Genomic DNA, 23,826 nt, shown 5'->3' with positions numbered 1-23,826 from the left:
TTAAGTATCTAATCTAATTGCTAATCTTGAAATCATTATCTATAAGTTTAAAATTATCTTTTATACCTTCACTCATATATATTTGTTTGTCATTTGTTATAAATATTGCATCTACGTTCTCTAAATCCTCTACAAATTTAAGTCCTTCCTCTAGACCCTTTGTAAAAGTTAATGTAGATAAAGCATCTGCATCTATTGAATTATCTGCTATTATAGATACACCCGCTATATCAGTTTCATATGGATACCCTGTTTTTGGATTTAAAATATGATGATATTTCACTCCATCTTCTTCTATAAATCTTTCATAGATTCCACTTGTTACAACTGTTTTATCAGATACTTCAATTGAGCCAACTACTTCACCTCTATCGTTAAATGGATTTTGTATACCTACCTTCCAGTTGCTATCTGAACTCTTTGATCCTAATGCATATATATTTCCACCTAAATCAATTATCGCGCTATTTACTCCTTCTTGTTTAAGTATTTTAGCTACTTCATCAGCTGCATATCCTTTTGCTATACTTCCAAGATCTATTTCCATTCCTTTTTTCATTAAGAATGCTTCTTTTGTAGAATTATTTACTTCAATATTATTATAATCTATATAATCAATAGTATTATTTATTTCATCTTGACTCGGAACCCTAGCATCTTCAAGACCTATACTCCATAACTTAACTAATGGCCCTATAGTAATATCATACGTTCCGTTAGATAATCTAGAGTATTCTATTCCCTTTTTTAATATATCATAACTTAGGTCGCTAAGTTTTACTTTTTCTATTCCCGCACTTTCATTTAACTTTGTTATTTCTGTATTTTCTTTATTAATACTCACTGCATCTTCTATCTCTACAATCTTTTCAAATGCCTTATCTAAAGCTTTCTGATTACCTCCATCATAAAGCCTTATACTTATTGGAGTTCCCATAAATATTTCTGTTCTACTGATTGGTTGATTGGTATCTTCTTTAGTACAACCTATATTTCCTATAACTAAAATAGATATCAAAATCATAGTTAGTATTTTCTTTCTCATAATATTCTCCCTCTGAAATTTTAATATAAATAAACGATATTTATTTAATATATTTATATAGTATACATGTACCATTATGTAAATTTAAAGTCAACATATTAATGCCAACTAGTATATCTGAACTTTATATTAGATATTTTTCTATTTAATTTTTTTAGAATCACCATATTAAAACTATTTTTCTGTTGCTATATAGCAAGCTTTTATTTTAAAATTTAATTAATCTATTGTGCTAATTATCTTACTAATCATATAGAAATTACTATATAAGTTTTTTAAATATCAAAATATAATTTACTAGAATCTAGTATTTACAATGATTATATTTAACTATTAAAACGAACTAATTTTTACTTTAAATTTTAAGGGGATTATTATGAAAATTTTAAAAAAGATGGATTGTATTATAATAGTAATTCTTATAATCTTTTCATTCATACCACATTTTATATATTCTAATGTAGTATCTAAAAATAGTAAAAATTTATATGCTACTATTAAAGTAAATGGCGACGTATATACTACTATTTATTTGCCTGTCGCTTCAGAAAAAAGATTATCAATATCAACCGATCATGGAAATAATACAATTATTATAAATGGAAATGAAATAAAGATTGTAGATGCTGATTGTAAGGATAAACTTTGTATTAAACAAGGAAGCATTTCTAAGATAGGTAAAACATTAATATGTCTACCTAACGAATTAATAATAGAAATAAAAGGAGATGAATACGATAGTTCTGATGATTTTATACTATCTCATTAATTATGACTAAATATAACAAAACTTATAAAATGATTTATATTGGTATACTTGTTTCTATGGCCTTAGTGCTATCTTTAATCGAGCGTATGCTACCTATTCCATTTATAGCTCCAGGTGCTAAACTTGGACTAGCTAATTTAATTATAGTTATATCTGTATATACTTTGGATAGCTACAAAGATTCTTTTATTGTATTAATACTTAGAATGCTATTATCTTCTCTTCTAGGTGGTAGTATTTCTTCCCTGCTATATAGTATTTCAGGAGGAGTGTTAAGTTTTATAATAACAATATTAGTTAAACATTTAGGTGGTAGATATGTATCAATTATAGGTGTTAGTACTTCTGCTGCTGTATTTCATAATGTAGGTCAATTATTTGCTGCATCTATTATATTTAAAAATTTAAATATATTTTTATATTTACCTATATTATCTATAGCAGGTATTGGTACTGGTATATTTATAGGTTTATCTGCTAACTATATATTAAATCATTTTTCTAAAGTTTCTTATTTTAATAAGAAGTTAAATTTAGATAAAATTAAAATATAAAATTTGCTCTACTCATATGGCTAACGATATATTCTTACTTCTACTATAGAAGTATCCATTGGATAAAATAACCATTGGATTATAAATTATCCATAACAGATATATTTTTTAATACTTTATCATATAAAAAGCCATCCATTTTGGGATGACTTTTTTATTATATTAACTGATCTTCCTTTAATAAGCTATATAATGTCGGATTAAAATTAAATTCTTTTATTAAATCATTTACTTCTTTCAACGCTATTTCTTTTTTCTCTTTTGATATATTTGATTTTGATGCTCTTATTAAAATATTTTTAGGTGAATGAGATATATCTATAAACTCTAATAACTGAGTTTTATATCCTAAAACCTCTAATAAATTAGCTCTAAGAGCATCTGTCATAAGAGCTGACATTCTTTCCTTAACTATTCCGTATCTAGACAATATCGGTAAATTCTCTGGTTTCATTTGACTATTAAATTCATGCTGACAACATGGCACAGAGAATATCATTTTTGTATTCCACTTTATAGCATTATATAAAGCATAATCAGTAGCAGTATCACATGCATGTAGAGTTATTACCATATCAACTTTGTTATTGTATTTGAATCCATTTATATCACCAAGTTCAAATCTTAAATTTTCATAGTTATATTTTTTAGCTATATCATTACATTTTTTAATAACATCTGCTTTTAAATCTAATCCTATCATCCTTACATTAATTTTCTTTATTTCAGTAAAGTAGTAATATAAAACAAAAGTTAAGTATGATTTTCCACATCCAAAATCTAATACAGTTAGCTCTTCAAAGTTATTTTTCTTTACTTCATCGTCTATGATTTCTATAAATCTATTTATTTGTTTATACTTATCGTATTGAGAGTTTATAACTTTACCCTCTTTTGTAAATACACCTAAGTCTATAAGTGGTTGTATTATTGTACCTTCTTTTAAGATATAATTTTTTTCTTTATTGTGTCCTTTTGCAACAATATTTGAATTATTACTTTTTTTCTTTCCTAGAAATACCTTATTTTTTTTAGAAATCTTTAAATCAAAATTCATATTTGTTGCCCACGCAGAAAGTTGCTTATACTTAGATTCCATAAATTCTAATATTTTCTCTTCTAACATGTTTATTTCAATATTTTCATGGAATACTTGCTTATCTGTATATTTCTCTATTTGATAATACTTTTTCTTAGAATTCTCCTTAAGTAAAATTACTATCTTATTATATTTTTCTTCTTTATCTTTTTTATTACTTATAACTACTTTTACAATATCTTGTTCTACGATTTCTTTAATTGATTTTTTTAATTCTTCCATTTAGTCACACCTTATCATTAGTTATTTTATATATAACCATATTATTGTATATGATAAATTAATTCAAACTATTTTTACTAATTTTCCTTTTCAATTCTATCTAGTTTTTTATTGTATAAGAATATATAAAATGCTGCTGAAAATACTACTACATATCCTATAGTACTTAGTATATCTGGATATTGATTAAATATAAATATGCTAAGGATAGCAGAGAAAATTATATTAGTATAGTCAAATATAGATATTTCTTTAGCTGGTGCATATCTATAAGCTAGTGTTATTCCAAACTGACCTAAACTAGCAAATACTCCTGCTAAAAGTAAATATATTAATTGAGATGTTGTCATTGGTTCATACACATATATAAATATAGGTAAAATAGTTATTAATGAGAACATGGAGAAGAAAAATACTATAGTATAAGACTCTTCCCTATTTCCTAATACTCTTAAACAAGTATACGCTGATGCTGCACTCAATGCTCCAAAGATACCAGCTAAATATGGTATAACTTCTATACTAAATGTAGGCTTTATTATTAATAATGCACCTGTAAATGCAATTATAATTGATACTATTTGTCTTTTATTTATTTTCTCTTTTAAAAACCATGCACACAGAAGTACTGATAAGAAAGGGCTTAGTTTATTTAACATATTTGCATCAGATAATACTAACTTATCTATAGCATAATAATTTAAAATTACACCTATAGTTCCAAATGTAGATCTCATAAGTAATATCTTTCTATTCTCTTTTTTCCCGGTGAAACTTCCTTTATGCTTAAGTATTAAGTATAGAGCTATAATTGCAGATACTAAATTTCTAAAAAAAACTTTTTGAAAGTTAGGTAAATCTCCTGCTAGCTTTACGCATGCTGACATTAGCGCAAATCCTAGAGCAGATAATATGATACATATTATTCCTTTTGTTCTGTCTGAACTTATTATTTTATTCACATCTAATCTCCTTTCTGTATATTTATTTTATTCTATTATCTTATTTTTATATATCTAAAATAATTTATAGATTTTTCAAAACCTTAGATGCCTTCCTACATTTTCTATTATTTTCAATTAATCCTTTATAAGAATATATTTATTAATCTAAATAGTCAATGTATTTCTATCATTTAATTATATAATAAGTATATTTTGTATTTTTCTATACAATTAATACCTCTCTATTAAATATATCATTTAAAATAAAAAATTCGCTACGCTTGAGCGACGTGTCGGCGAAACATTTCATGTCGCCAACGACTTCGTCCGTTGCTTGAGCCACTGCGTGGGCGAAGTATTTCAAAATCTTTTTTACGCTCAAAACCAATTTATTGATATCACTTACATTCAGAATTTATCCACATTTTTTTAAGTATTATAATATCCTTAAGCGTAAAAATACCCTCAACCTAAAATAAATTTTTAAGTTAAGGGTTATATATTCTATAATTCACCTAATTCACTAGATATATCCATTACTCTTTTTCTGTATATAGGATGTACATAATATGGATTTATATCACACATAGGTCTCATAACAAATTGTCTTTCATGCGCTCTTGGATGAGGTATAAGTATATGTTCATCATATGAAATTATATCATCATAAAATATTATATCCAAATCTAAAGTTCTTGGACCCCATCTTATTATTCGTTCTCTTTTAAAATCTTTCTCAACTTCTAATAAAGTATCCATAAGTTCACTTGGCGTTTGCAGTGTATCTATTTCAAATACACAGTTTACAAACTTATCTTGATCTTCATATCCAACTGGATCAGTAGTATAGAAATTAGATACTTTTGTAACTACACAATCTTTTCTTTTATCTATTTTATCTATAGCTTCTTTTAAAGTTTCTTCTTTATCTCCTAAATTAGCTCCTGCGGCTATATATACTTTGCTCCACTTTCTCTCAATTTCTACTCCAACATATTCTACATGTTTTCTAGTTGGAGCCCATGGTTTTTTTAGTAATAATTTTACTTTCTTTACTAAAGGATAATCAAGTAACACAAATTCACATATTTCTTCAGCTGCTTTTTCTACTAAATCATAAGATGTTTTCGTAAATTCTTCCTCTACTTTTTGAGCTAATTCTCCATAATGAACTGTTTTAGTTAAATCATCATTCTTTCCAGCTTGACGAAGGTCTACATCTAATTCAAAGCTTAAAACAAATTTTTGTCCTAAAACTTTTTCTTCCGGTATTGCACCATGGAATGCTATTATTTCTAAATCTTTTATATGTATTTTATCCATTTAAAAGCCCCCCTCAGTTGTATATATTATAATAGTAATATATTGCTACATATATTTCTATATCTTATTTTGTATTGACATTTTTCATTTTTAATATCTAAAGTTATATATTATATTGATACACCTTCATCTATACCAAATAAATAAATATACTTTTCTTTGACTTCTTTTCCTGTAAGATTTTTTACAACTTCAGCATATAAGTCTAATTGTTTTTTGTATCTATTTATAACTTCTTCTCTATTTTCATCATTTACAAAATCCGTTTTATAATCAACAATTACTATCTTTTCATCTTCTTCAAAATATGCATCTATAATACCTCTAAGCATTATACTTTCATCATCATAATTTAAACTACCATCATTTATTAAATCTTCATAGATGTATACATCTTTAAGCTTTATTTGAGCATATATTGCTTGTTCTCTTTTTACAAATGCTGATTTTAACATTCTTTGACCGATATCTGATTTAAAGAATTTATAGATCTTATATGAATTTATAGCTGTTGATTGTTTTTCAGTTATAATATTTTTCTTTATAAATATATTTATTTGTTCTTTTATTTCATCTATTGTATTTATTTTATTGAAATCTAAAAGTTCCATTATTAAGTGGACTATACTTCCTCTTTCTGCGCCTGTAATTTTATCTTCAATTTCCTCCTGCATAAATAGAGGTTTTTTAAGTACTATTTGATTATTAAATAAATCTTCAGTTAATTCTTCTTCGTAAGAATTTTGTATTTTCTTAATTTCAGTTACAGATATACTTGCTGGCTTTGTTGTACATATTTCATATTTATATTTATAATCTAATTTTTCTTTTATTTCATCGTAATAAGGGGTGTTTGGAACAGTTACATCTAAATTTTCTAAGATATCCCTTACACTTTCATCTTCTTCATCTTCTTTATTTTCTAATATTACATCTTCTTTGTACCAAATTTTAGTTTTCCATTTTGACGGATGATCATCTATATTCTCAAGTTCTACCTCAGCCATTTCTCTAATATTTTCTAAATCCTTATGCTTTAAAACTGATGACATTATCCAATCTAAGTAGCTTTTTCCTTTTAATATTTTATATTTAGATATTGGTTGCTTTGAATCTATTCCATTTGACCAAGAATTTATGCTTTTATTTATATCTCTAGAAGATCCTGTTATAATTAATTTTTCTTTTGGCCTTGTAAATGCAACATATAAAACTCTCATCTCTTCTGATAAGTTTTCTATATTTATTCTACTTTTCAATGCTTCCTTTGCTATACTTGGATAAGATATTCTTCTATTATAATCAACTAATTCTGGTCCATATCCTAAGTCATGATGATATAAAATACTTTTTCTAAAGTCTTGATTATTGAAATTTTTGCCCATCCCAGAGCATATAACTACAGGGAACTCTAGTCCTTTACTTTTATGTATACTCATAATTCTAACTACATTTGCATTTTCCCCTAGAGTTTTAGCACTTCCCATATCAGTATTTGATTTTTTTAGTTTACTTATGAAGTTTATAAAATTAAATATTCCTTTAAAGCTCGTTTCTTCAAATTGCTTTGCTCTTTCAAATAATATTTTTAAATTTGCTTGTCTTTGAGAACCACCTGGTAATGCTCCAACATACGCAAAATATCCAGTTTTAGTATATAGATACCATAGAAATTCATCTGTACTCATGTATAATGATTTTTCTTTGTAATCTTGCAATTTATTTAAAAAGTCTAAACATTTATATCCTATCTCATCATCATTTTCACTATAACCTTCTAAAGCTTCATAGAAAGTTCTATGTGTATCTTCAACTCTTATATCTATAAGATCTTCAGGCGTAAATCCACATATAGGCGATTTAAGCACTGCTAAAAGAGGTATATCTTGCATAGGATTATCTATAACTTGTAGTAAACTCATTACTGTCTTAATTTCTATAGTATCAAAATATCCTACACCTATATCTGCATATGTAGGTATATCCATATCCATAAGTTCATCAGCAAATACAGGTGCCCACGCAGATGTAGCTCTAAGTAAAATTACTATATCTTTAAATTCTATTGGCCTATAATCATCTAATTTCTTATCATAAACCATTTGTATTTTTCCGTCTTCATTTGGCTTCATCATGTCTTTTATTATTTTTCCGACCATTCTAGCTTCGATTTGAATATTGTCTATTTCTTCTTCCTCTTCATCAGATAATTCTTTTTCCTCATCATCTTTTGAATTATTTAGACTTGTTTTAGTCTGTATTATATGAATTTCTGAAGGTCCTCCAACTATAGCATTTTCATCTTCATTTTCTTTGAATGATGCACCTAAATTAAGTCTTTCTTCTTCAGTATAATCAATATCACCGATTTGCTTACTCATAGTATTTTCAAATATATAGTTTGCACAGTTTACTACTTCTTCTCTACTTCTAAAGTTTTTATAAAGCATTATTTTTCTATGTAAAGCACCTTTTTCTGTATCATAATCAGAATATTTTTGTAAAAATATTTCAGGCTTAGCTTGTCTAAATCTATAGATACTTTGCTTTACATCACCAACCATAAATCTATTTGGAGTTTTTATTTTTGCTATGTTACTAAGTAATACTTCTTGTACAAAGTTACTATCTTGATACTCATCTATAAATATTTCATAAAACTTATCTCTATAAGATAATGCAATATCCGATGGTATCGTATTTCCATTTTCATCCTTTTCAGTAAGAATCTTTAATGCAAAATGCTCAATATCATTAAAATCTATAATTCCTTTATCCCTCTTATTATTACTATAAGCTTCTTCAAATTTAAGAACAGTCTCTGATATTGATTTTACTATTTTATATAGATATTTAATTTCTTCTTTTATATCATCATTTTCTTTTCTAAAAACCGAAGAAACCATATTTTGTATAGTCTTTTTAGCACTTTTTCTTATATCATCTGCTCTTTTTTTAATATCAGTTATATAATCTGGTGCATCCTTTGGAAGTCTTTTTACTCCCTTAGTGTAGTTTTCAAACGCAATAGATGACATAGCAATAAAAGTATCATTCCATACGCTGTCATTATTTATATCACAAGCCTCTAGTATTCTTTTTATTCCTTCATAGTCCTTTCTAAATTTAAGCAAATATGTCTCAAGTTCTTCTATACCTCTAAGTTCTTCTAATGACTTTCTCATACTAGATTCTATTCCTTCTATTTCCATATAGACAGTATCTAATATTGCATTGGCCCATATAGATTTTGAAAAGTCAAAATCATCATCTATATTAAATTGCTCTGCTGAATATTCTAACCATTCTTTTGGATTAGGAGATGCCATCGAGAAATTGTATATTCCTAAAATTATATCTTGTACATTACTATCTCCTCTTTTTTCCGCATAACTTTCTACCAAGTTTAAAAATCCTTCATTTTGTTCCACGTACAACTCTTCAAATACTTCTTCTATAGCCTCTTGCTTTAATAGTGTACATTCTGTTGTATCGCCTATTCTAAAATTTGGATCTAAATTTATTTTGTGGAAATTAGACTTTATAACTTCTAAACAAAATGAATGTATTGTTGTTATACTAGCTTTATTTAAAAGTACTAATTGATTTTGTAGATGACGATTTTCTGGATCCTTATCTAGGGCCTTTCCTATAGCATCACCTATTCTTTCTCTCATCTCAGATGCTGCTGCATTTGTGAATGTAACTACTAGTAGTTTATCTATATCTATTGGATTTTCCTTATCCGTTATCATTTGTATTATACGTTCAACTAATACTGCTGTTTTTCCTGAACCTGCCGCAGCTGCTACTAATAAATTTGAATTTCTACTATCTATAACTGCTTGTTGTTCTTTTGTCCATTTAGGAGAACTCATTATTCAATCTCTCCCTTCATCATTCTTATTATTTCATCATCGCTTTTTTTATTGATTATTTTATATTTATTATCCTTTAAGCTACTATCAAACTGGCATACTGACGAGTACACACAAAACTCACATGAATTTTTATCTTTATTTTTGTAAGGAGCTATACTTATGTTTCCATCAAGCATATCTTCACATATATCTTTTATAGTTTCTTTTACATACTTTCTTATTACTTCAAACTCTTCAATACTTACACCTTTTGTATTTCTACCTAAACTTCCATCTTTATTTAAATTTGCTGGTATAACTAAAGATGTACTTCTCTCCCCATTTGCTAAGGACTTATCCATTTCCTTTATTATGTTAGCGTCTTTTATAAGTAACCCTTGCATCTTTAATTTTTTAAGAATTTCTTCTCTTATTTCATCATCATCTTTATTTTCATCAAATTTAGCTATCGGGTCGTCTATTGATGAGTATAATATTCCTGCCGGTTTTAAACCTACATTACTTTCTAATATTGCATCTAGGTATACTAATAATTGAAGTTGTAATCCGTGGTATATATCAGTTAAACTTAAGTCTCTTTTGCTAGATTTATAGTCAACTATTCTTATATATTTTCCTTCTTCATTTTTAAATTCATCTATTCTGTCAATTTGCCCCCTTAGATTTATTTCTTCTCCATTAGTTAATATTATTTTTATAGGAGGATATTTTCCATATACTCCAAAATCTACCTCGTAATCGCTTGGTTCAAATGATCCTTGTTTTATTTGTTCACTTATTATAGTTATTGCAGATATAAGCATTTTCTTTAATCTATATGCTAAGTATCTATATCTTGATGAACTCTCAAGAATATATCCTGGAACCTTAGACACTATATTCTCAACTATTCTTGAAACTTGTTCTATTATATAGTCTTCACTTATGTTTCTCCAAGTTAATCTATCCTTTTCCATATTCTTAGAGAATGTGTCTAATATATTATGTATGAATGTACCTAAGTCAGGAGCTGTAAATGAGTATTCTTTTCGTTCTTTTGCTTTTAATCCATATTGCATAAAATAAGCAAATGGACATCTTGCATAAGTTTCTAGCCTTGATACACTAAGAGTTTTATTATCATATAATTTATTTATCTTTTCTTCTTCTACTTTTTGTACCTGATTTGTATATGTTAATCCAGTTATTACGTTCTTAGCTATTTCTTTATACTCTTCATCAGTTATATAATATCTATATACATCTAGCCAAATATCATTTATTTCTTTTGTATCATCAAATTCTTTTATTTTATTTATAAGTTCATTAAAAGTTGGTGCTTTAGTTGTTATCTTATTTAAAGTATATTCGTTCGAATTATTATCTTCTTCTATTAAATAACTTTGATTATCTACATTAGGGAATAACTTCTTTAATCTAGATATTATAACAGAAGGTCTTAAAGTTTTACCTTCATGGTCAGCTATAGGATAAGTTATTATTAAATTTTCACTCGCAGATGTTAGTGCTTTATAAACTAAAAATTGTTCTTCAAAAGTTCTAGTTTTACTGTCTATATCTACCTCTACACCTTTCTTACCTAAATTTTCTCTATCATTATCACTTAATAGTCCATTATCTTTAGCTATTAGTGGAAATGTTCCATCCGTTGTTCCTATTAGATAAAGGTATTTTGTATTTGAATTTTTCATTCTATCTACACTACTTACAAGGACTTGGTCTATACTTGGAGGTACTAATCCTAATTCATATTCATCAAAACCTAAACTTATAAGCTTTACAAATTTATCTAAAGATATATTTTCATCTCCCATTATTTCTACCATTTGATCAAGTATTTCTACCACTATATTAAATACTTGAGAATATTGATTAGCTATATCTAATTCACCTTTATCTTTAAATTTATTTATAAGTTTTTCTATAGTTTCTGGCATATTTATATCAAGTAAAAATTCATATACATATCTACAAATATCTTTTACTTTATTTTTACCTTTTAATTTTTCTTGTAATTTAATTATAGGTCTTAATACGTTATCTCTTATTTCATTAACTTTTTCTCTTACTTCTACTTCATAGTCATTTTCATCAGCTACTATATTATGGTATAGCCTATATTCCCATTTATCTTCAAACCATTTTTTACCCTTAATTCCATTAGCTAGTACATAATTTTCAAGTAAGCTTATATCATCTTTCTCAATTCCTATAAGTCCACTTTTTAAATATCTAAACATAGTCTCATAACTATATTTTCTGCTTTTCATTTCAAGTGCAGATATAATAAGCACTATTATAGGATTTGTTTTAGCTTCCCTTTTTTTATCTATAAAGTTCGGTATATTATATTCATTAAATATAGAGTGAACTAAGAAATCGTATTTATTTAAATCTCTAGTTGCAACAGTTATATCTCTATATCTTATATTTTTATCTCTTACTAACTCTATTATTTCCTTTGCTACTTGTTCTACTTCAGAATATAAGTTGTTGAATTCTTTTATATATATGTTTTTAGTTTTTTCTTCATATACTTTATATGGATAAGAATTATAATATCTCTCTAAATGCTGTAATTCTTTACTATTTTCAAATCTAGGCAAAACTTCTTTATTTAAATCAATAGAAGGTAATAGTTTTATTCCTTCTTCATTACACATTTTAACTATCTTTGCATATGTAAATTTAGTTCTAGAGAATGCATCACTTTTGCTATATGTAATTAGACCTGGATTATCTACAGTTAAGCTTATATTTACTTCTTTAGCTTTATTGAATATTGTTCTTAATACCCTATACTGATTTGGTGTAAATCCAGTAAATTCATCTATGTATATATAAGAATCTTTAAAATAATCGCAACTATCTATTTTTTCTGCTAATGAATTTAACATATCTTGAGAGTCTATATAATTTTCATGTAACTTTTCTTCAAATTGTTTATATATTTTGCTTAAATCCTTTAGCTTTAATTTTAAAGTTTCATTATCAACCTCTTGAGCTAAAGTTTCTAATCTTTCATAACTTATGTTGTATTGCTTCATCTCACTTATAACTTCAGATATTGAATTTACAAATCCAGGTTGAGACGCTGACTTTGAAAATATCTCCAACTCATTACTAGCACTTTCTATAGCTCTATATGTTATCATAGCCTTACCACTAGAATTTATATTAACATCTGTTAATCCTCCCACGTTAGAAAAGACTATTTCACTCATAGTCTTAAAACTTAGTACTCTAGATCTTAAATATTTATCTTTTTGCTCCCCTATAAATAATCTACTCATTCTTTTTTCCATTTCGAATGTGTACTGTTCTGGTACTAAAAGGATTACAGGAGAAATTTCATTATCTTGTACTCTTTCTTTTATTTTATCTAACATATAGGTAGACTTTCCACTTCCTCCTCTACCCAATATGAATTTAACACTCATACACGTCCTCCTCAAATATGCTATAATCTACATCTTGTCTATTACATAGCTTATTAAATTCACAAAACTTACAATGTCTATCATTTCTAGTAAGTTGGTATTTATATTTATCATTTTCTTCGTAATTTGTATTTTTTATCATATCTATATATCTAACTATATTAGATTTATTAAGTTCATGTTTTTCCTGATTATATACAATCTCTATTGGCATATCATCATATTGTGGTTGGTAGTATTTCATCTTTATGTTATTTGTACTTATATTTAAATTAAATATTTTACACACTACCTCTTTTGCTAAAAGCATATAAACTATAGTCTGAATTCTATCTTTAACATTCTTATATTCTAATTTTACATTTTCAGTTTTCCAATCCCATATTTCTATATTATCTTTATCTATAATTATTAAATCATATTTTGCAGTTATTATATTACCATATAAATTCAATCTAACTTCATATTCTGGTAGATAAATTTTATCATCACTATTGTTCATAGGTAATAATTTTTTGATTTTATCTATCCATTTTTTAAACTTAGGATTGGTATTTTCATTTATCCCTAATGGAATATTATTAAAGTATCTTTCACATAACAGGTGAAATTCACTTCCTACTTTTAAGCTATCGTAATATTCTCTACTTTCTATATCATCATACTTCCAATTTATTTTATCTATATACTTATATTTAAATTTTGTAGGACAAGATTTATAAGTATTAATTGAGTTTTGACTATATATAAAATACTTTAGTTTATTATTCAAAACTTGTAACCTCTCTTTATATTAAGCTTTTATACTTCTTTTTTGTTGAATATGTTTTTCCAGTTCATTTATATATATAGATGGTTTTTGTTCCTTATTTTTCTTACCAATTTCAGTTTCATCTTTATACGAACTACATGATAATATTAACATTTCCTTAGCTCTTGTTATTCCAACGTATAACAATCTTATTTTTTCATTTATGACATCTATTTTACTTTGATACATATAGTCTATATCCACGCTCTTATTTAATATATTATCTATTTCTGACTTTACTATGGCTATTGGGTTTTTATATCTATCTTTTAGATACCATCTATCACTTTGAAACTTTTGTCCTGTATTATCTGGAAAATTATATTGTACAAGCCCTAATAAAAATACACAATCCCATTCTAAACCTTTTGACTTATGATAATTGCATACTGTTATACTTCCTGGCTCTGGCTCATATCCATTCATTTCATATACTACATCTATAATATAGTTAAATACTCTATTTTTAGTATTTGATATTATTTCATATACATCTATAAGAGACATATTTGTATTTTCTAACGATAAATATTTTATATAAAAGGATACATAATCAATCACTGCTCTATCTTCTTTTTCTAACTCTAATTTTTCTCCAATAAATAAAATTAATAAATCTAATCTTGTTATAGGATATTCTAATATTTCTTTAATAGCATTTATTCCTTTTATATAGCTCTTATACACATCACTATTTGTATCTATTATCAAGTCTTTATTACTTTCGTTATATATAAGTTCTTCTGTTGTATAACATTTTATTAATTCTAAAAAATCTGATTTTCCTGCCTCATTATCTGTATGTATAAAAACTTTATCTAAAGCTAATATAAGCTTTTCTATATCATCACAATTTAATATAAAATCTATTATATATGATATATTAACTAACATCTTTCTCTTATTTAATGAATTTGGTCCTAATTCTTCAAACTCCAAATTATTATCAATTAATACCCTTGCAACTTGTGTAATTTGTTCATTATATGGAACTAATATACCTATACTTTTATCAGGATATTTTTTCTTTATATTCTTGGCATATATTACAGTTTTCTCTACTTCATCTTTCCAAGTAATATATCTTTTAGTATTTATACTATACACGTCAGGCTTTGGATTTTCTTTATAACCCATATTTTCAGGAACTGTTTTTATATCCATAGATTCTAAAGCTTCTCTGCACTCTATCTGATTAAACTCTTTTGTAACATATTTTACAAGTCTATTTGCTAAATCTATAATATCTTTAGAGCTCCTGTTAGACATGTCCATCCTAAAACAATTATCTGCTTCTCTTATAAACTCTTTAAAATATTTTGGATCTGAGGATGAAAATGTACCTGTTATACTTTGATTTACATCTCCAACTCTTACCAAATTATTATTTTCTTTAGATATTAATTTTATTATTTTCCCTTGTATTTCATTTGAGTCCTGGCATTCATCTTCAAATATGTATTTATATCTAGATTGAAACTTATTTCTTAATCCTTCATCTAAGGTTAAAGCCTTGTGAGCTAATATTAATATATCATCATAATCTAATAATCCATATTGCTTTAACTTTCTATCGTAATCCTTATATATAGGTAAAATTATTTTTAATATTCCTTTATAATCACTATCTATAATTTTTTCTAAGTCAAATGGAGAAATGTCATTATATTTTAATTCACCTATAGCATTTCCTACAAGGTCATAAAATCCATTTTCCCAAGCATCTAACATTCTATCTTTCCATTCATTATCTTTTTGATCTTTTAAAAACCATACAAATGCTCTTTGCCCGCCATTTAGTTTAAAATTATTTATACATTCATTTAGTATAATATTTTTTTGTAAATCATCAGCTATATTAAATTCATCATTTAACATTACTATTTCTGGTTTCTCTTTAATTATTTTTACTGCCAAACTATGTATTGTCATAACTTCATATGAGCTTTCCTCTTTTATTTCATTATCTTGAAGTATCTTCTTTATTCTTCCCTTAAAATTACTTACTGCACTATTCATATAAGTTAGTATAAGTATTTTTCCGCCCTTATGTTTATTTTCACATAATAACTTGGCAACTAAGTTTGTAACTATAAATGTTTTACCTGCACCTGGTACTGCTGGTACTGCCATAGTACCATTTTCATAAGATATTATAGGTAGTTGGTCCTCTCTGTAGTTTATATTATTCATTAAACATCTCCCTTAGATACTAATTTTAATAATATACTATATAATATACTTTCTTGTATATAACCATTTACTGTATATTCACTCTTATATGCATACACTTCTTTTGCATTTATAAGCAAATTATATATTAGATTGTATAAATAATATTTCTTATAGTATTCTTCCATTTCATTTGTATATATTTGCTTTTCTTTAAATGATTTTCTAAGAACAATTAAATTACTTATATCTTTTTCTATTTTCATACTCCAAGCATTACTTCCTATATCCACCCAAATTTGAATAGGTCTATTTATATCATAAGATATATATGAGTAAGGAGTTGTTAAAATAATGCTATTAGACTCTTTTAAATCAGCTATATCAGAAATTCTATAATAGTCATTTATAGTAGTTTTAAGTACTTCTATAAATACTCTCTCCTCTTCTTTATTGTTATTAATACCTAATAATTTTATATTTTCTATAAATGCTTCACTTTCATAAATTATGTTTTTGCATACATCTACATTTTTTATTCCTTCTTTAAGGTTTAACATTTTATCTATATAAAACTTTATTAAAAATTCACTTATTTTTAGTTTTTCACTTCTTTTAGATATTATATATTGTTCTAAGTTCTTATAACCGTTATCTTCTTCTTTATTTCTATATATTTTATATGCTTGTATCCTATTTACATTAAATAAGATTTCTATAAAACTTATATACTCATCTTCTTTTATATAATCTTCATATCCATAAAAAATACATGTAGCAACTACTAAAGCATTTGAGTATGGATAATCTATTATTTTATTATTTTTCTTAGTATTAAAAACATTTATTTTATTACGATTTAGAATATTTTTAATTTGATAATCTAATATAGTATTGTTTATTGGTGATATAATAGCTATATCCTTCAAGCTTATCCCGTTATTTACAAGTTCAATAACTTTACTTGTAACTTCATCAATCATCTCACTATACAGTTGGCTAGATTCATTTAATTTAACTTCTGCCGGCAACAAATATATATCAGATAAATTTATATTGTCTATCTCTTTTATTGAATTTATACTATTGCTGTTATCTTCAATCTTATTTATTATATTTTCATAAATGTATTCCATATCTATATTATAAAATACTGAATAATCATTAGTTTTATTGAAATAAATATAGGTATCTAGAGTGTAATTTGATAATAAATTTATAAAATCAACTTCAGCATTACTACAACATTCTAAACTATCTACTATAAGGTATTTAATTTCTTGATTTAAGTACTTTATATATCTCTCATCATTTATTAAGTAATTTGTATATAAATATATAGTTATTGCATTATCTATCATAGAATTTTCCAATAATTTACTTATATAATAGTCTATTATTTCATCCATTTGACTATAAGAAAATCGCATTATACTATCTTTATTTTTTTTAGATAAGTAAATCTTTTCTCCTATATCTTGAAAATCTATTAAAGCTAATGCTGCCTTATTTATATTATTAATTATACTATTTGAAATACTTCTATTGGTTCCTGTAATATCTTGAAAATATCCATTAGTATTTCTTTGATCATTGACCTTATTTATTATTATATATTCAGATAAACTACTTGGAATAAATCTAGGGGATATAGATTTATTTATAATTTTATTGCACTGTTCGGTAATTAAAGGCCAAAACTTTATTATCTCTTTTTTAATAAAGCCAATATATGTATTTATATTTAATTCTTCACTTATATCTATATTTAATGCTCTTTCATATTTTAATTTTACTGTCGCATTGGGAACCAAAATCATTATGCCTCTGGATCGATTATTAGTTTCATTTAATAACTTTTTATATGAATCAAGCACTTTATTCGATTTAATTTTATTATTATTTTCTTTAAACAAATATTTCATTAAACACCTCTATTTTTCATTATCATATTGTAATTATATCATATCGAAAATTTTTAATTCTTAAAGTTAATTAAAATTTATATTACGCAAAAAAATACAGCCAAATGGCTGTTTTACTTAATTTTTATTAAAGCTATATCTTCATTATTAACTTCCAAATCATTTAATATAAAATTATTCATTGTGATATTTTCAAATTTATATCCTTTATCATTTATATCAAAGTTTTCACAAGTAAAATTTAAAGTGTCTAAATTAAATAAGTCTGCATATTTCATTTCTACTTCATACATATAATCACCTAATCTTTATATAATATTTTTATATCATAATATAAGTATTTATTTTATAAAGATTATTTATTCATAATATTTTTAGTAATAGATCCAATTACAACTAAAATTATATTTATAATCATTAAAGCTGGTGCATATAAATAATTTATGTTTATAGAAAATAGTTTAACAATAGACATTGTAGGTATGAAATAAGGTATAGCTATCCAAGTAGCAAAGTTAGGCATTTTTAAAATAAACTCTGCATAAAGTGAAAAAAATATAAAGAATATTCCCATACCTGAACCAATTATGCCTACAATTAATGATTCTACAAATTTAAGTTTATATTTATATCCTATATAAAAGTTTATTCCAAAATAAATAAAACTGAATATTAACCCTAATAGTAACGTGAATTCACTCATAGAAATGTAATTAAAATAAAGGAAAGATACTAAAGCAATTATTAATATATCAAAAAATAATTCTTCTGTCGCTTTGAATACGTTTTTCATAATCTCACCTCTTAATGTCTTTCTATTATTATATAGAATATAAGTTTTAAAGGTGATAAAAAATAAAAAATTCGCTTCGCTCATGTCGCCAACGACTTCGTCCGTTGCTCAAAATCTTTTTTACGCTCAAAATCAATTTGTTGATATTACTTACATTCAGAATTTATCCACATTTTTTAAGTATTATAATATCCTTAAGCGTAAAAAAAGATTACGTGGCTACGTGCTACTCTCCCAGGCGGTCGCCCACCAAGTACCATTGCCGCTAAAGAGCTTAACTTCTGTGTTCGGTATGGGAACAGGTGTATCCTCTTTGCTATAATAACCACATAATCTTATTTAAGTTGGAGCGGGTGAAGGGGATCGAACCCTCACAGCCGGCTTGGAAGGCCGGAACTCTACCATTGAGCTACACCCGCATAAGTTTTAGAGTTAGTACTCTGAAAACTACATATCATTTACATATTAATCATTTTATTTTAGCAACCGAAATCTTCCTTATTAATATTTTAATAATGATTTGGTTGGCGATATAAACCTTTAAGTTTATTTTGGTCAAGTCCTCGACCTATTAGTATCGATAAGCTAAATACATTACTGCACTTACACCTTCGACCTATCAACCAGGTAGTCTTCCTGGGGTCTTACCCTTACGGCGGGAAATCTTATCTTGAAGTTGGCTTCGCGCTTAGATGCTTTCAGCGCTTATCCATTCCGTACATAGCTACCCAGCCATGCCCTTGGCAGAACAACTGGTACACCAGAGGTACGTCCATCCCGGTCCTCTCGTACTAAGGACAGGTCTTCTCAAATTTCCTACGCCTGCGACGGATAGGGACCGAACTGTCTCACGACGTTCTGAACCCAGCTCGCGTACCACTTTAATGGGCGAACAGCCCAACCCTTGGGACCTACTACAGCCCCAGGATGTGATGAGCCGACATCGAGGTGCCAAACCTCCCCGTCGATGTGGACTCTTGGGGGAGATAAGCCTGTTATCCCCAGGGTAGCTTTTATCCGTTGAGCGATGGCCCTTCCATGCGGTACCACCGGATCACTAAGTCCGACTTTCGTCCTTGCTCGACCTGTATGTCTTGCAATCAAGCTTCCTTTTGCCTTTACACTCTTCGCACGATTTCCGACCGTGCTGAGGAAACCTTTGAGCGCCTCCGTTACTTTTTAGGAGGCGACCGCCCCAGTCAAACTGCCCACCTGACGGTGTTCCAAGACCTGATTCAAGGCCTATGGTTAGGATCCCAGTACTACAAGGGTGGTATCCCAAGGTTGACTCCACACAGACTGGCGTCCATGCTTCTTAGTCTCCCACCTATCCTGTACATGTAGTACCAAGACCCAACGTCAAGCTACAGTAAAGCTCCATGGGGTCTTTCCGTCCTGTCGCAGGTACCCGGCATCTTCACCGGGATTACAATTTCACCGAGTCTATTGTTGAGACAGTGCCCAAATCGTTACGCCTTTCGTGCGGGTCGGAACTTACCCGACAAGGAATTTCGCTACCTTAGGACCGTTATAGTTACGGCCGCCGTTTACTGGGGCTTAAGTTCACTGCTTCGATTGCTCTAACAGATCCCCTTAACCTTCCAGCACCGGGCAGGCGTCAGCTCCTATACATCGTCTTGCGACTTAGCAGAAACCTGTGTTTTTGGTAAACAGTCGCTTGGGCCTATTCTCTGCGGCCTGTCATAGACAGGCACCCCTTCTCCCTAAGTTACGGGGTCATTTTGCCGAGTTCCTTAACAATAGTTCTCTCGCTGGCCTTAGGATACTCTCCTCACCCACCTGTGTCGGTTTACGGTACGGGCGCCTTTAAACTCGATAGAAGCTTTTCTTGACAGTGTGAAATCAGCTACTTCGCCCCGAAGGGCTTCCCCATCACATCCTAGCATTGCCTAAACGGATTTGCCTATTTAGACTGCCTCAATGCTTAGCCGTACATAACCAACAGTACGGTTAGCTTATCCTACTGTGTCACTCCATCTCTCAAACGCTTATTGGCGGTACAGGAATATCAACCTGTTGTCCATCACCTACGCCTTTCGGCCTCGGCTTAGGTCCCGACTAACCCAGGGCGGACGAACCTTCCCCTGGAAACCTTGGGTTTACGGCCCGTGGGATTCTCACCCACGTCTCGCTACTCATGCCAACATTCTCACTCGTATACTGTCCACATGTCCTTACGGTCATGCTTCAGCCTGCATACGAAGCTCCCCTACCCATCATAAATGATGCCGTAGCTTCGGTAGTACGTTTTAGCCCCGGAAATTTTCGGCGCAGAATCACTCGACCAGTGAGCTATTACGCACTCTTTAAATGAGTGGCTGCTTCTAAGCCAACATCCTGGTTGTCTGTGCAATCCCACATCCTTTACCACTTAACGTACATTTAGGGACCTTAGCTGACGATCTGGGCTGTTGCCCTTTTGACTATGAATCTTATCACCCACAGTCTGACTCCCAAGTAAAAGAAAACGGCATTCGGAGTTTGATAGTCTTCGGTAAGTGCAATACCCCCTAGGACATTCAGTGCTCTACCTCCGTTTCTCTACGCTTGAGGCTAGCCCTAAAGCTATTTCGGGGAGAACCAGCTATCTCCGGGCTCGATTGGAATTTCACCGCTATCCACAAGTCATCCCCGAGCTTTTCAACGCTCGTGGGTTCGGTCCTCCACGAAATTTTACTTTCGCTTCAACCTGCTCATGGATAGGTCGCCCGGTTTCGGGTCTACGCCAAGTAACTTAATCGCCCATTTNATATTGCATCCATGTTGTATGTCCGCAACGTTAGAATAGATGGTAATATAGTTGAAGTTATTGATACATATTGCATCCATGTTGTATGTCCGCAACNCTAAGTGAGTTTCCTCATTCGGAAATCTTCGGATCAAAGTTTACGTGCAACTCCCCGAAGCTTATCGCAGCTTATCACGTCCTTCATCGGCTCCTAGTGCCAAGGCATCCGCCCTGCACCCTTAATAACTTGACCAGTTATTAAAAAGTTATCGCTACTGAACAAACTTCGTATTCACTCAGTTTATTCCAGTGCTTAAAAGTGTTATTTTTAAGACTTTTCTTGTCTATATATGTTTAAAATGATGTCATATCACTAAATGTTATGCAGTTTTCAAAGTACAAACATGGTGGAGATGAGGAGGATCGAACTCCTGACCCCTTGCGTGCAAGGCAAGTGCTCTCCCAGCTGAGCTACACCCCCATATTTATTTTTACAACGATATATATTTTATAGTATATGTCGAAGATTGTCAATAGAGTTTTTAATTTTTATTAAGAACCCTCAAAATTAAACAGTAGGTAATTCTCCTTAGAAAGGAGGTGATCCAGCCGCACCTTCCGATACGGCTACCTTGTTACGACTTCACCCCAGTTATTGATTTCACCTTCGACACTCGCTTCCCAAAAGGGTTAGATAAGTGGCTTCGGGCGCCCCCAACTTCCGTGGTGTGACGGGCGGTGTGTACAAGACCCGGGAACGCATTCACCGCAGCATTCTGATCTGCGATTACTAGTAACTCCAGCTTTATGTAGGCGAGTTTCAGCCTACAATCCGAACTGAGAATGGCTTTAAGGGATTAGCTCCGCCTCACGACTTGGCTGCCCTCTGTACCACCCATTGTAGCACGTGTGTAGCCCTAAGCATAAGGGGCATGATGATTTGACGTCATCCCCACCTTCCTCCAGGTTATCCCTGGCAGTCCCTCTAGAGTGCCCAACTTAATGCTGGCAACTAAAGGCAAGGGTTGCGCTCGTTGCGGGACTTAACCCAACATCTCACGACACGAGCTGACGACAACCATGCACCACCTGTCACTTCTGTCCCCGAAGGGAAAAATGCGATTAGGCATTGGTCAAAAGGATGTCAAGCTTAGGTAAGGTTCTTCGCGTTGCTTCGAATTAAACCACATGCTCCGCTACTTGTGCGGGTCCCCGTCAATTCCTTTGAGTTTCACTCTTGCGAGCGTACTTCCCAGGCGGAGTACTTAATGCGTTAGCTGCGCCACCGAAGGGGGTAACCTCCGACAGCTAGTACTCATCGTTTACGGCGTGGACTACCAGGGTATCTAATCCTGTTTGCTCCCCACGCTTTCGTGCCTCAGTGTCAGTTACAGTCCAGAGAGCCGCCTTCGCAACTGGTGTTCCTCCTAATATCTACGCATTTCACCGCTACACTAGGAATTCCACTCTCCTCTCCTGCACTCAAGTTCCCCAGTTTCAAAGGCTTACTACGGTTGAGCCGTAGCCTTTCACCTCTGACTTAAGAAACCACCTACGCACCCTTTACGCCCAGTAATTCCGGATAACGCTAGCCCCCTACGTATTACCGCGGCTGCTGGCACGTAGTTAGCCGGGGCTTCCTCCTCAAGTACCGTCATTATCTTCCTTGAGGACAGAGCTTTACGACCCGAAGGCCTTCATCGCTCACGCGGCGTTGCTGCATCAGGCTTTCGCCCATTGTGCAATATTCCCCACTGCTGCCTCCCGTAGGAGTTTGGACCGTGTCTCAGTTCCAATGTGGCCGATCACCCTCTCAGGTCGGCTACTGATCGTCGCCTTGGTAAGCCGTTACCTTACCAACTAGCTAATCAGACGCGGGTCCATCCTGTACCGCAAAAGCTTTGATACTTCTACCATGCGATAAAAGTATTTTATCTCGTATTAGCATACCTTTCGGTATGTTATCCGTGTGTACAGGGCAGGTTACCCACGCGTTACTCACCCGTCCGCCGCTCTTTACCGAAGTAAATCGCTCGACTTGCATGTGTTAGGCACGCCGCCAGCGTTCATCCTGAGCCAGGATCAAACTCTCAAATAAA

13 protein-coding genes, 2 tRNA genes and 3 rRNA genes are annotated in these 23,826 nt (G+C 30.0%); 2 read left to right on the top strand and 16 right to left on the bottom strand.

Annotation, left to right across the window (positions count from 1 at the left end; genetic code table 11):
- Nucleotides 1–13: 13 nt before the first annotated feature.
- Nucleotides 14–1,045 carry an FAD:protein FMN transferase gene (locus tag CRIB_RS01780; RefSeq protein ID WP_180702850.1) on the bottom strand — a complete coding sequence of 344 codons (1,032 nt, stop codon included), beginning with the start codon at nucleotides 1,043–1,045 and terminating at the stop codon, nucleotides 14–16.
- Between the two features lie 376 nt (nucleotides 1,046–1,421).
- Between CRIB_RS01780 and CRIB_RS01775 the strand changes: the two genes are divergently transcribed.
- On the top strand, nucleotides 1,422–1,814 hold the full coding sequence (locus CRIB_RS01775; protein WP_180702849.1) for a NusG domain II-containing protein: 393 nt from the start codon (nucleotides 1,422–1,424) through the stop codon (nucleotides 1,812–1,814).
- 56 nt (nucleotides 1,815–1,870) lie between these two features.
- Complete coding sequence (locus CRIB_RS01770) at nucleotides 1,871–2,368, top strand: Gx transporter family protein (RefSeq protein ID WP_276704710.1); 498 nt, start codon at nucleotides 1,871–1,873, stop codon at nucleotides 2,366–2,368.
- Between the two features lie 157 nt (nucleotides 2,369–2,525).
- On the opposite strand, the gene CRIB_RS01765 is transcribed toward CRIB_RS01770, so the two are convergent.
- The 15 genes from CRIB_RS01765 to CRIB_RS01695 all read right to left on the bottom strand — a co-directional run bounded on the left by CRIB_RS01765 (nucleotide 2,526) and on the right by CRIB_RS01695 (nucleotide 23,825).
- Complete coding sequence (locus CRIB_RS01765; RefSeq protein WP_180702847.1) at nucleotides 2,526–3,689, bottom strand: class I SAM-dependent methyltransferase; 1,164 nt, start codon at nucleotides 3,687–3,689, stop codon at nucleotides 2,526–2,528.
- Nucleotides 3,690–3,766: 77 nt separating this feature from the next.
- A complete protein-coding gene (locus tag CRIB_RS01760; RefSeq protein WP_180702846.1) occupies nucleotides 3,767–4,651 on the bottom strand; it encodes a DMT family transporter in 885 nt (294 codons plus the stop codon).
- A 486-nt stretch (nucleotides 4,652–5,137) separates the two neighbouring features.
- Complete coding sequence (folK, locus tag CRIB_RS01755; RefSeq protein ID WP_180702845.1) at nucleotides 5,138–5,956, bottom strand: 2-amino-4-hydroxy-6-hydroxymethyldihydropteridine diphosphokinase; 819 nt, start codon at nucleotides 5,954–5,956, stop codon at nucleotides 5,138–5,140.
- Nucleotides 5,957–6,066: 110 nt separating this feature from the next.
- Nucleotides 6,067–9,834 carry a helicase-exonuclease AddAB subunit AddA gene (addA, locus tag CRIB_RS01750; protein ID WP_180702844.1) on the bottom strand — a complete coding sequence of 1,256 codons (3,768 nt, stop codon included), beginning with the start codon at nucleotides 9,832–9,834 and terminating at the stop codon, nucleotides 6,067–6,069.
- Complete coding sequence (gene addB / locus CRIB_RS01745) at nucleotides 9,834–13,277, bottom strand: helicase-exonuclease AddAB subunit AddB (RefSeq protein ID WP_180702843.1); 3,444 nt, start codon at nucleotides 13,275–13,277, stop codon at nucleotides 9,834–9,836. Before addB ends, addA begins: the two co-directional genes overlap by 1 nt.
- Nucleotides 13,267–14,049: a PD-(D/E)XK nuclease family protein gene (locus tag CRIB_RS01740; RefSeq protein ID WP_180702842.1), complete on the bottom strand. Its 783-nt coding sequence runs from the start codon at nucleotides 14,047–14,049 to the stop codon at nucleotides 13,267–13,269. The genes addB and CRIB_RS01740 overlap by 11 nt, the downstream gene beginning before the upstream one ends.
- 21 nt (nucleotides 14,050–14,070) lie before the next feature.
- Nucleotides 14,071–16,281, bottom strand: coding sequence for an ATP-dependent helicase (locus tag CRIB_RS01735; RefSeq protein ID WP_180702841.1), 2,211 nt, complete (start codon nucleotides 16,279–16,281; stop codon nucleotides 14,071–14,073).
- Complete coding sequence (locus tag CRIB_RS01730) at nucleotides 16,281–18,185, bottom strand: hypothetical protein (RefSeq protein ID WP_180702840.1); 1,905 nt, start codon at nucleotides 18,183–18,185, stop codon at nucleotides 16,281–16,283. Before CRIB_RS01730 ends, CRIB_RS01735 begins: the two co-directional genes overlap by 1 nt.
- A 113-nt stretch (nucleotides 18,186–18,298) precedes the next feature.
- On the bottom strand, nucleotides 18,299–18,478 hold the full coding sequence (locus CRIB_RS01725) for a hypothetical protein (RefSeq protein ID WP_180702839.1): 180 nt from the start codon (nucleotides 18,476–18,478) through the stop codon (nucleotides 18,299–18,301).
- Between the two features lie 62 nt (nucleotides 18,479–18,540).
- A complete protein-coding gene (locus CRIB_RS01720) occupies nucleotides 18,541–18,978 on the bottom strand; it encodes a hypothetical protein (protein ID WP_180702838.1) in 438 nt (145 codons plus the stop codon).
- Between the two features lie 213 nt (nucleotides 18,979–19,191).
- A 5S ribosomal RNA gene (rrf, locus tag CRIB_RS01715) occupies nucleotides 19,192–19,308 on the bottom strand.
- Between the two features lie 15 nt (nucleotides 19,309–19,323).
- Nucleotides 19,324–19,397 (bottom strand) — tRNA-Gly (locus CRIB_RS01710).
- A 132-nt stretch (nucleotides 19,398–19,529) separates the two neighbouring features.
- Nucleotides 19,530–21,980 (bottom strand): 23S ribosomal RNA (locus tag CRIB_RS01705).
- Between the two features lie 152 nt (nucleotides 21,981–22,132).
- Nucleotides 22,133–22,208: transfer RNA gene (locus CRIB_RS01700), tRNA-Ala, on the bottom strand.
- 112 nt (nucleotides 22,209–22,320) lie between these two features.
- Nucleotides 22,321–23,825: ribosomal RNA gene (locus CRIB_RS01695) — 16S ribosomal RNA — on the bottom strand.
- The 16S, 23S and 5S rRNA genes sit together here with 2 tRNA genes alongside, the layout of an rRNA operon.
- Between the last annotated feature and the right edge of the window lies 1 nt (nucleotide 23,826).

Origin of the sequence: Romboutsia ilealis (genome assembly GCF_900015215.1) — a bacterium.
Classification (GTDB): Bacteria; Bacillota; Clostridia; order Peptostreptococcales; family Peptostreptococcaceae; genus Romboutsia; species Romboutsia ilealis.
This window is presented reverse-complemented; position numbering and strand designations above follow the sequence as displayed.

Excerpts from the sequence above, each read along its gene's own strand:
- CRIB_RS01780 (WP_180702850.1), bottom strand. The coding sequence starts at position 1,045 with ATGAGAAAGAAAATACTAACTATGATTTTGATATCTATTTTAGTTATA.
- CRIB_RS01775 (WP_180702849.1), top strand. The coding sequence starts at position 1,422 with ATGAAAATTTTAAAAAAGATGGATTGTATTATAATAGTAATTCTTATA.
- CRIB_RS01770 (WP_276704710.1), top strand. The coding sequence starts at position 1,871 with ATGGCCTTAGTGCTATCTTTAATCGAGCGTATGCTACCTATTCCATTT.
- CRIB_RS01765 (WP_180702847.1), bottom strand. The coding sequence starts at position 3,689 with ATGGAAGAATTAAAAAAATCAATTAAAGAAATCGTAGAACAAGATATT.
- folK (WP_180702845.1), bottom strand. The coding sequence starts at position 5,956 with ATGGATAAAATACATATAAAAGATTTAGAAATAATAGCATTCCATGGT.
- addA (WP_180702844.1), bottom strand. The coding sequence starts at position 9,834 with ATGAGTTCTCCTAAATGGACAAAAGAACAACAAGCAGTTATAGATAGT.
- addB (WP_180702843.1), bottom strand. The coding sequence starts at position 13,277 with ATGAGTGTTAAATTCATATTGGGTAGAGGAGGAAGTGGAAAGTCTACC.
- CRIB_RS01735 (WP_180702841.1), bottom strand. The coding sequence starts at position 16,281 with ATGAATAATATAAACTACAGAGAGGACCAACTACCTATAATATCTTAT.
- CRIB_RS01730 (WP_180702840.1), bottom strand. The coding sequence starts at position 18,185 with ATGAAATATTTGTTTAAAGAAAATAATAATAAAATTAAATCGAATAAA.
- CRIB_RS01725 (WP_180702839.1), bottom strand. The coding sequence starts at position 18,478 with ATGTATGAAGTAGAAATGAAATATGCAGACTTATTTAATTTAGACACT.
- CRIB_RS01720 (WP_180702838.1), bottom strand. The coding sequence starts at position 18,978 with ATGAAAAACGTATTCAAAGCGACAGAAGAATTATTTTTTGATATATTA.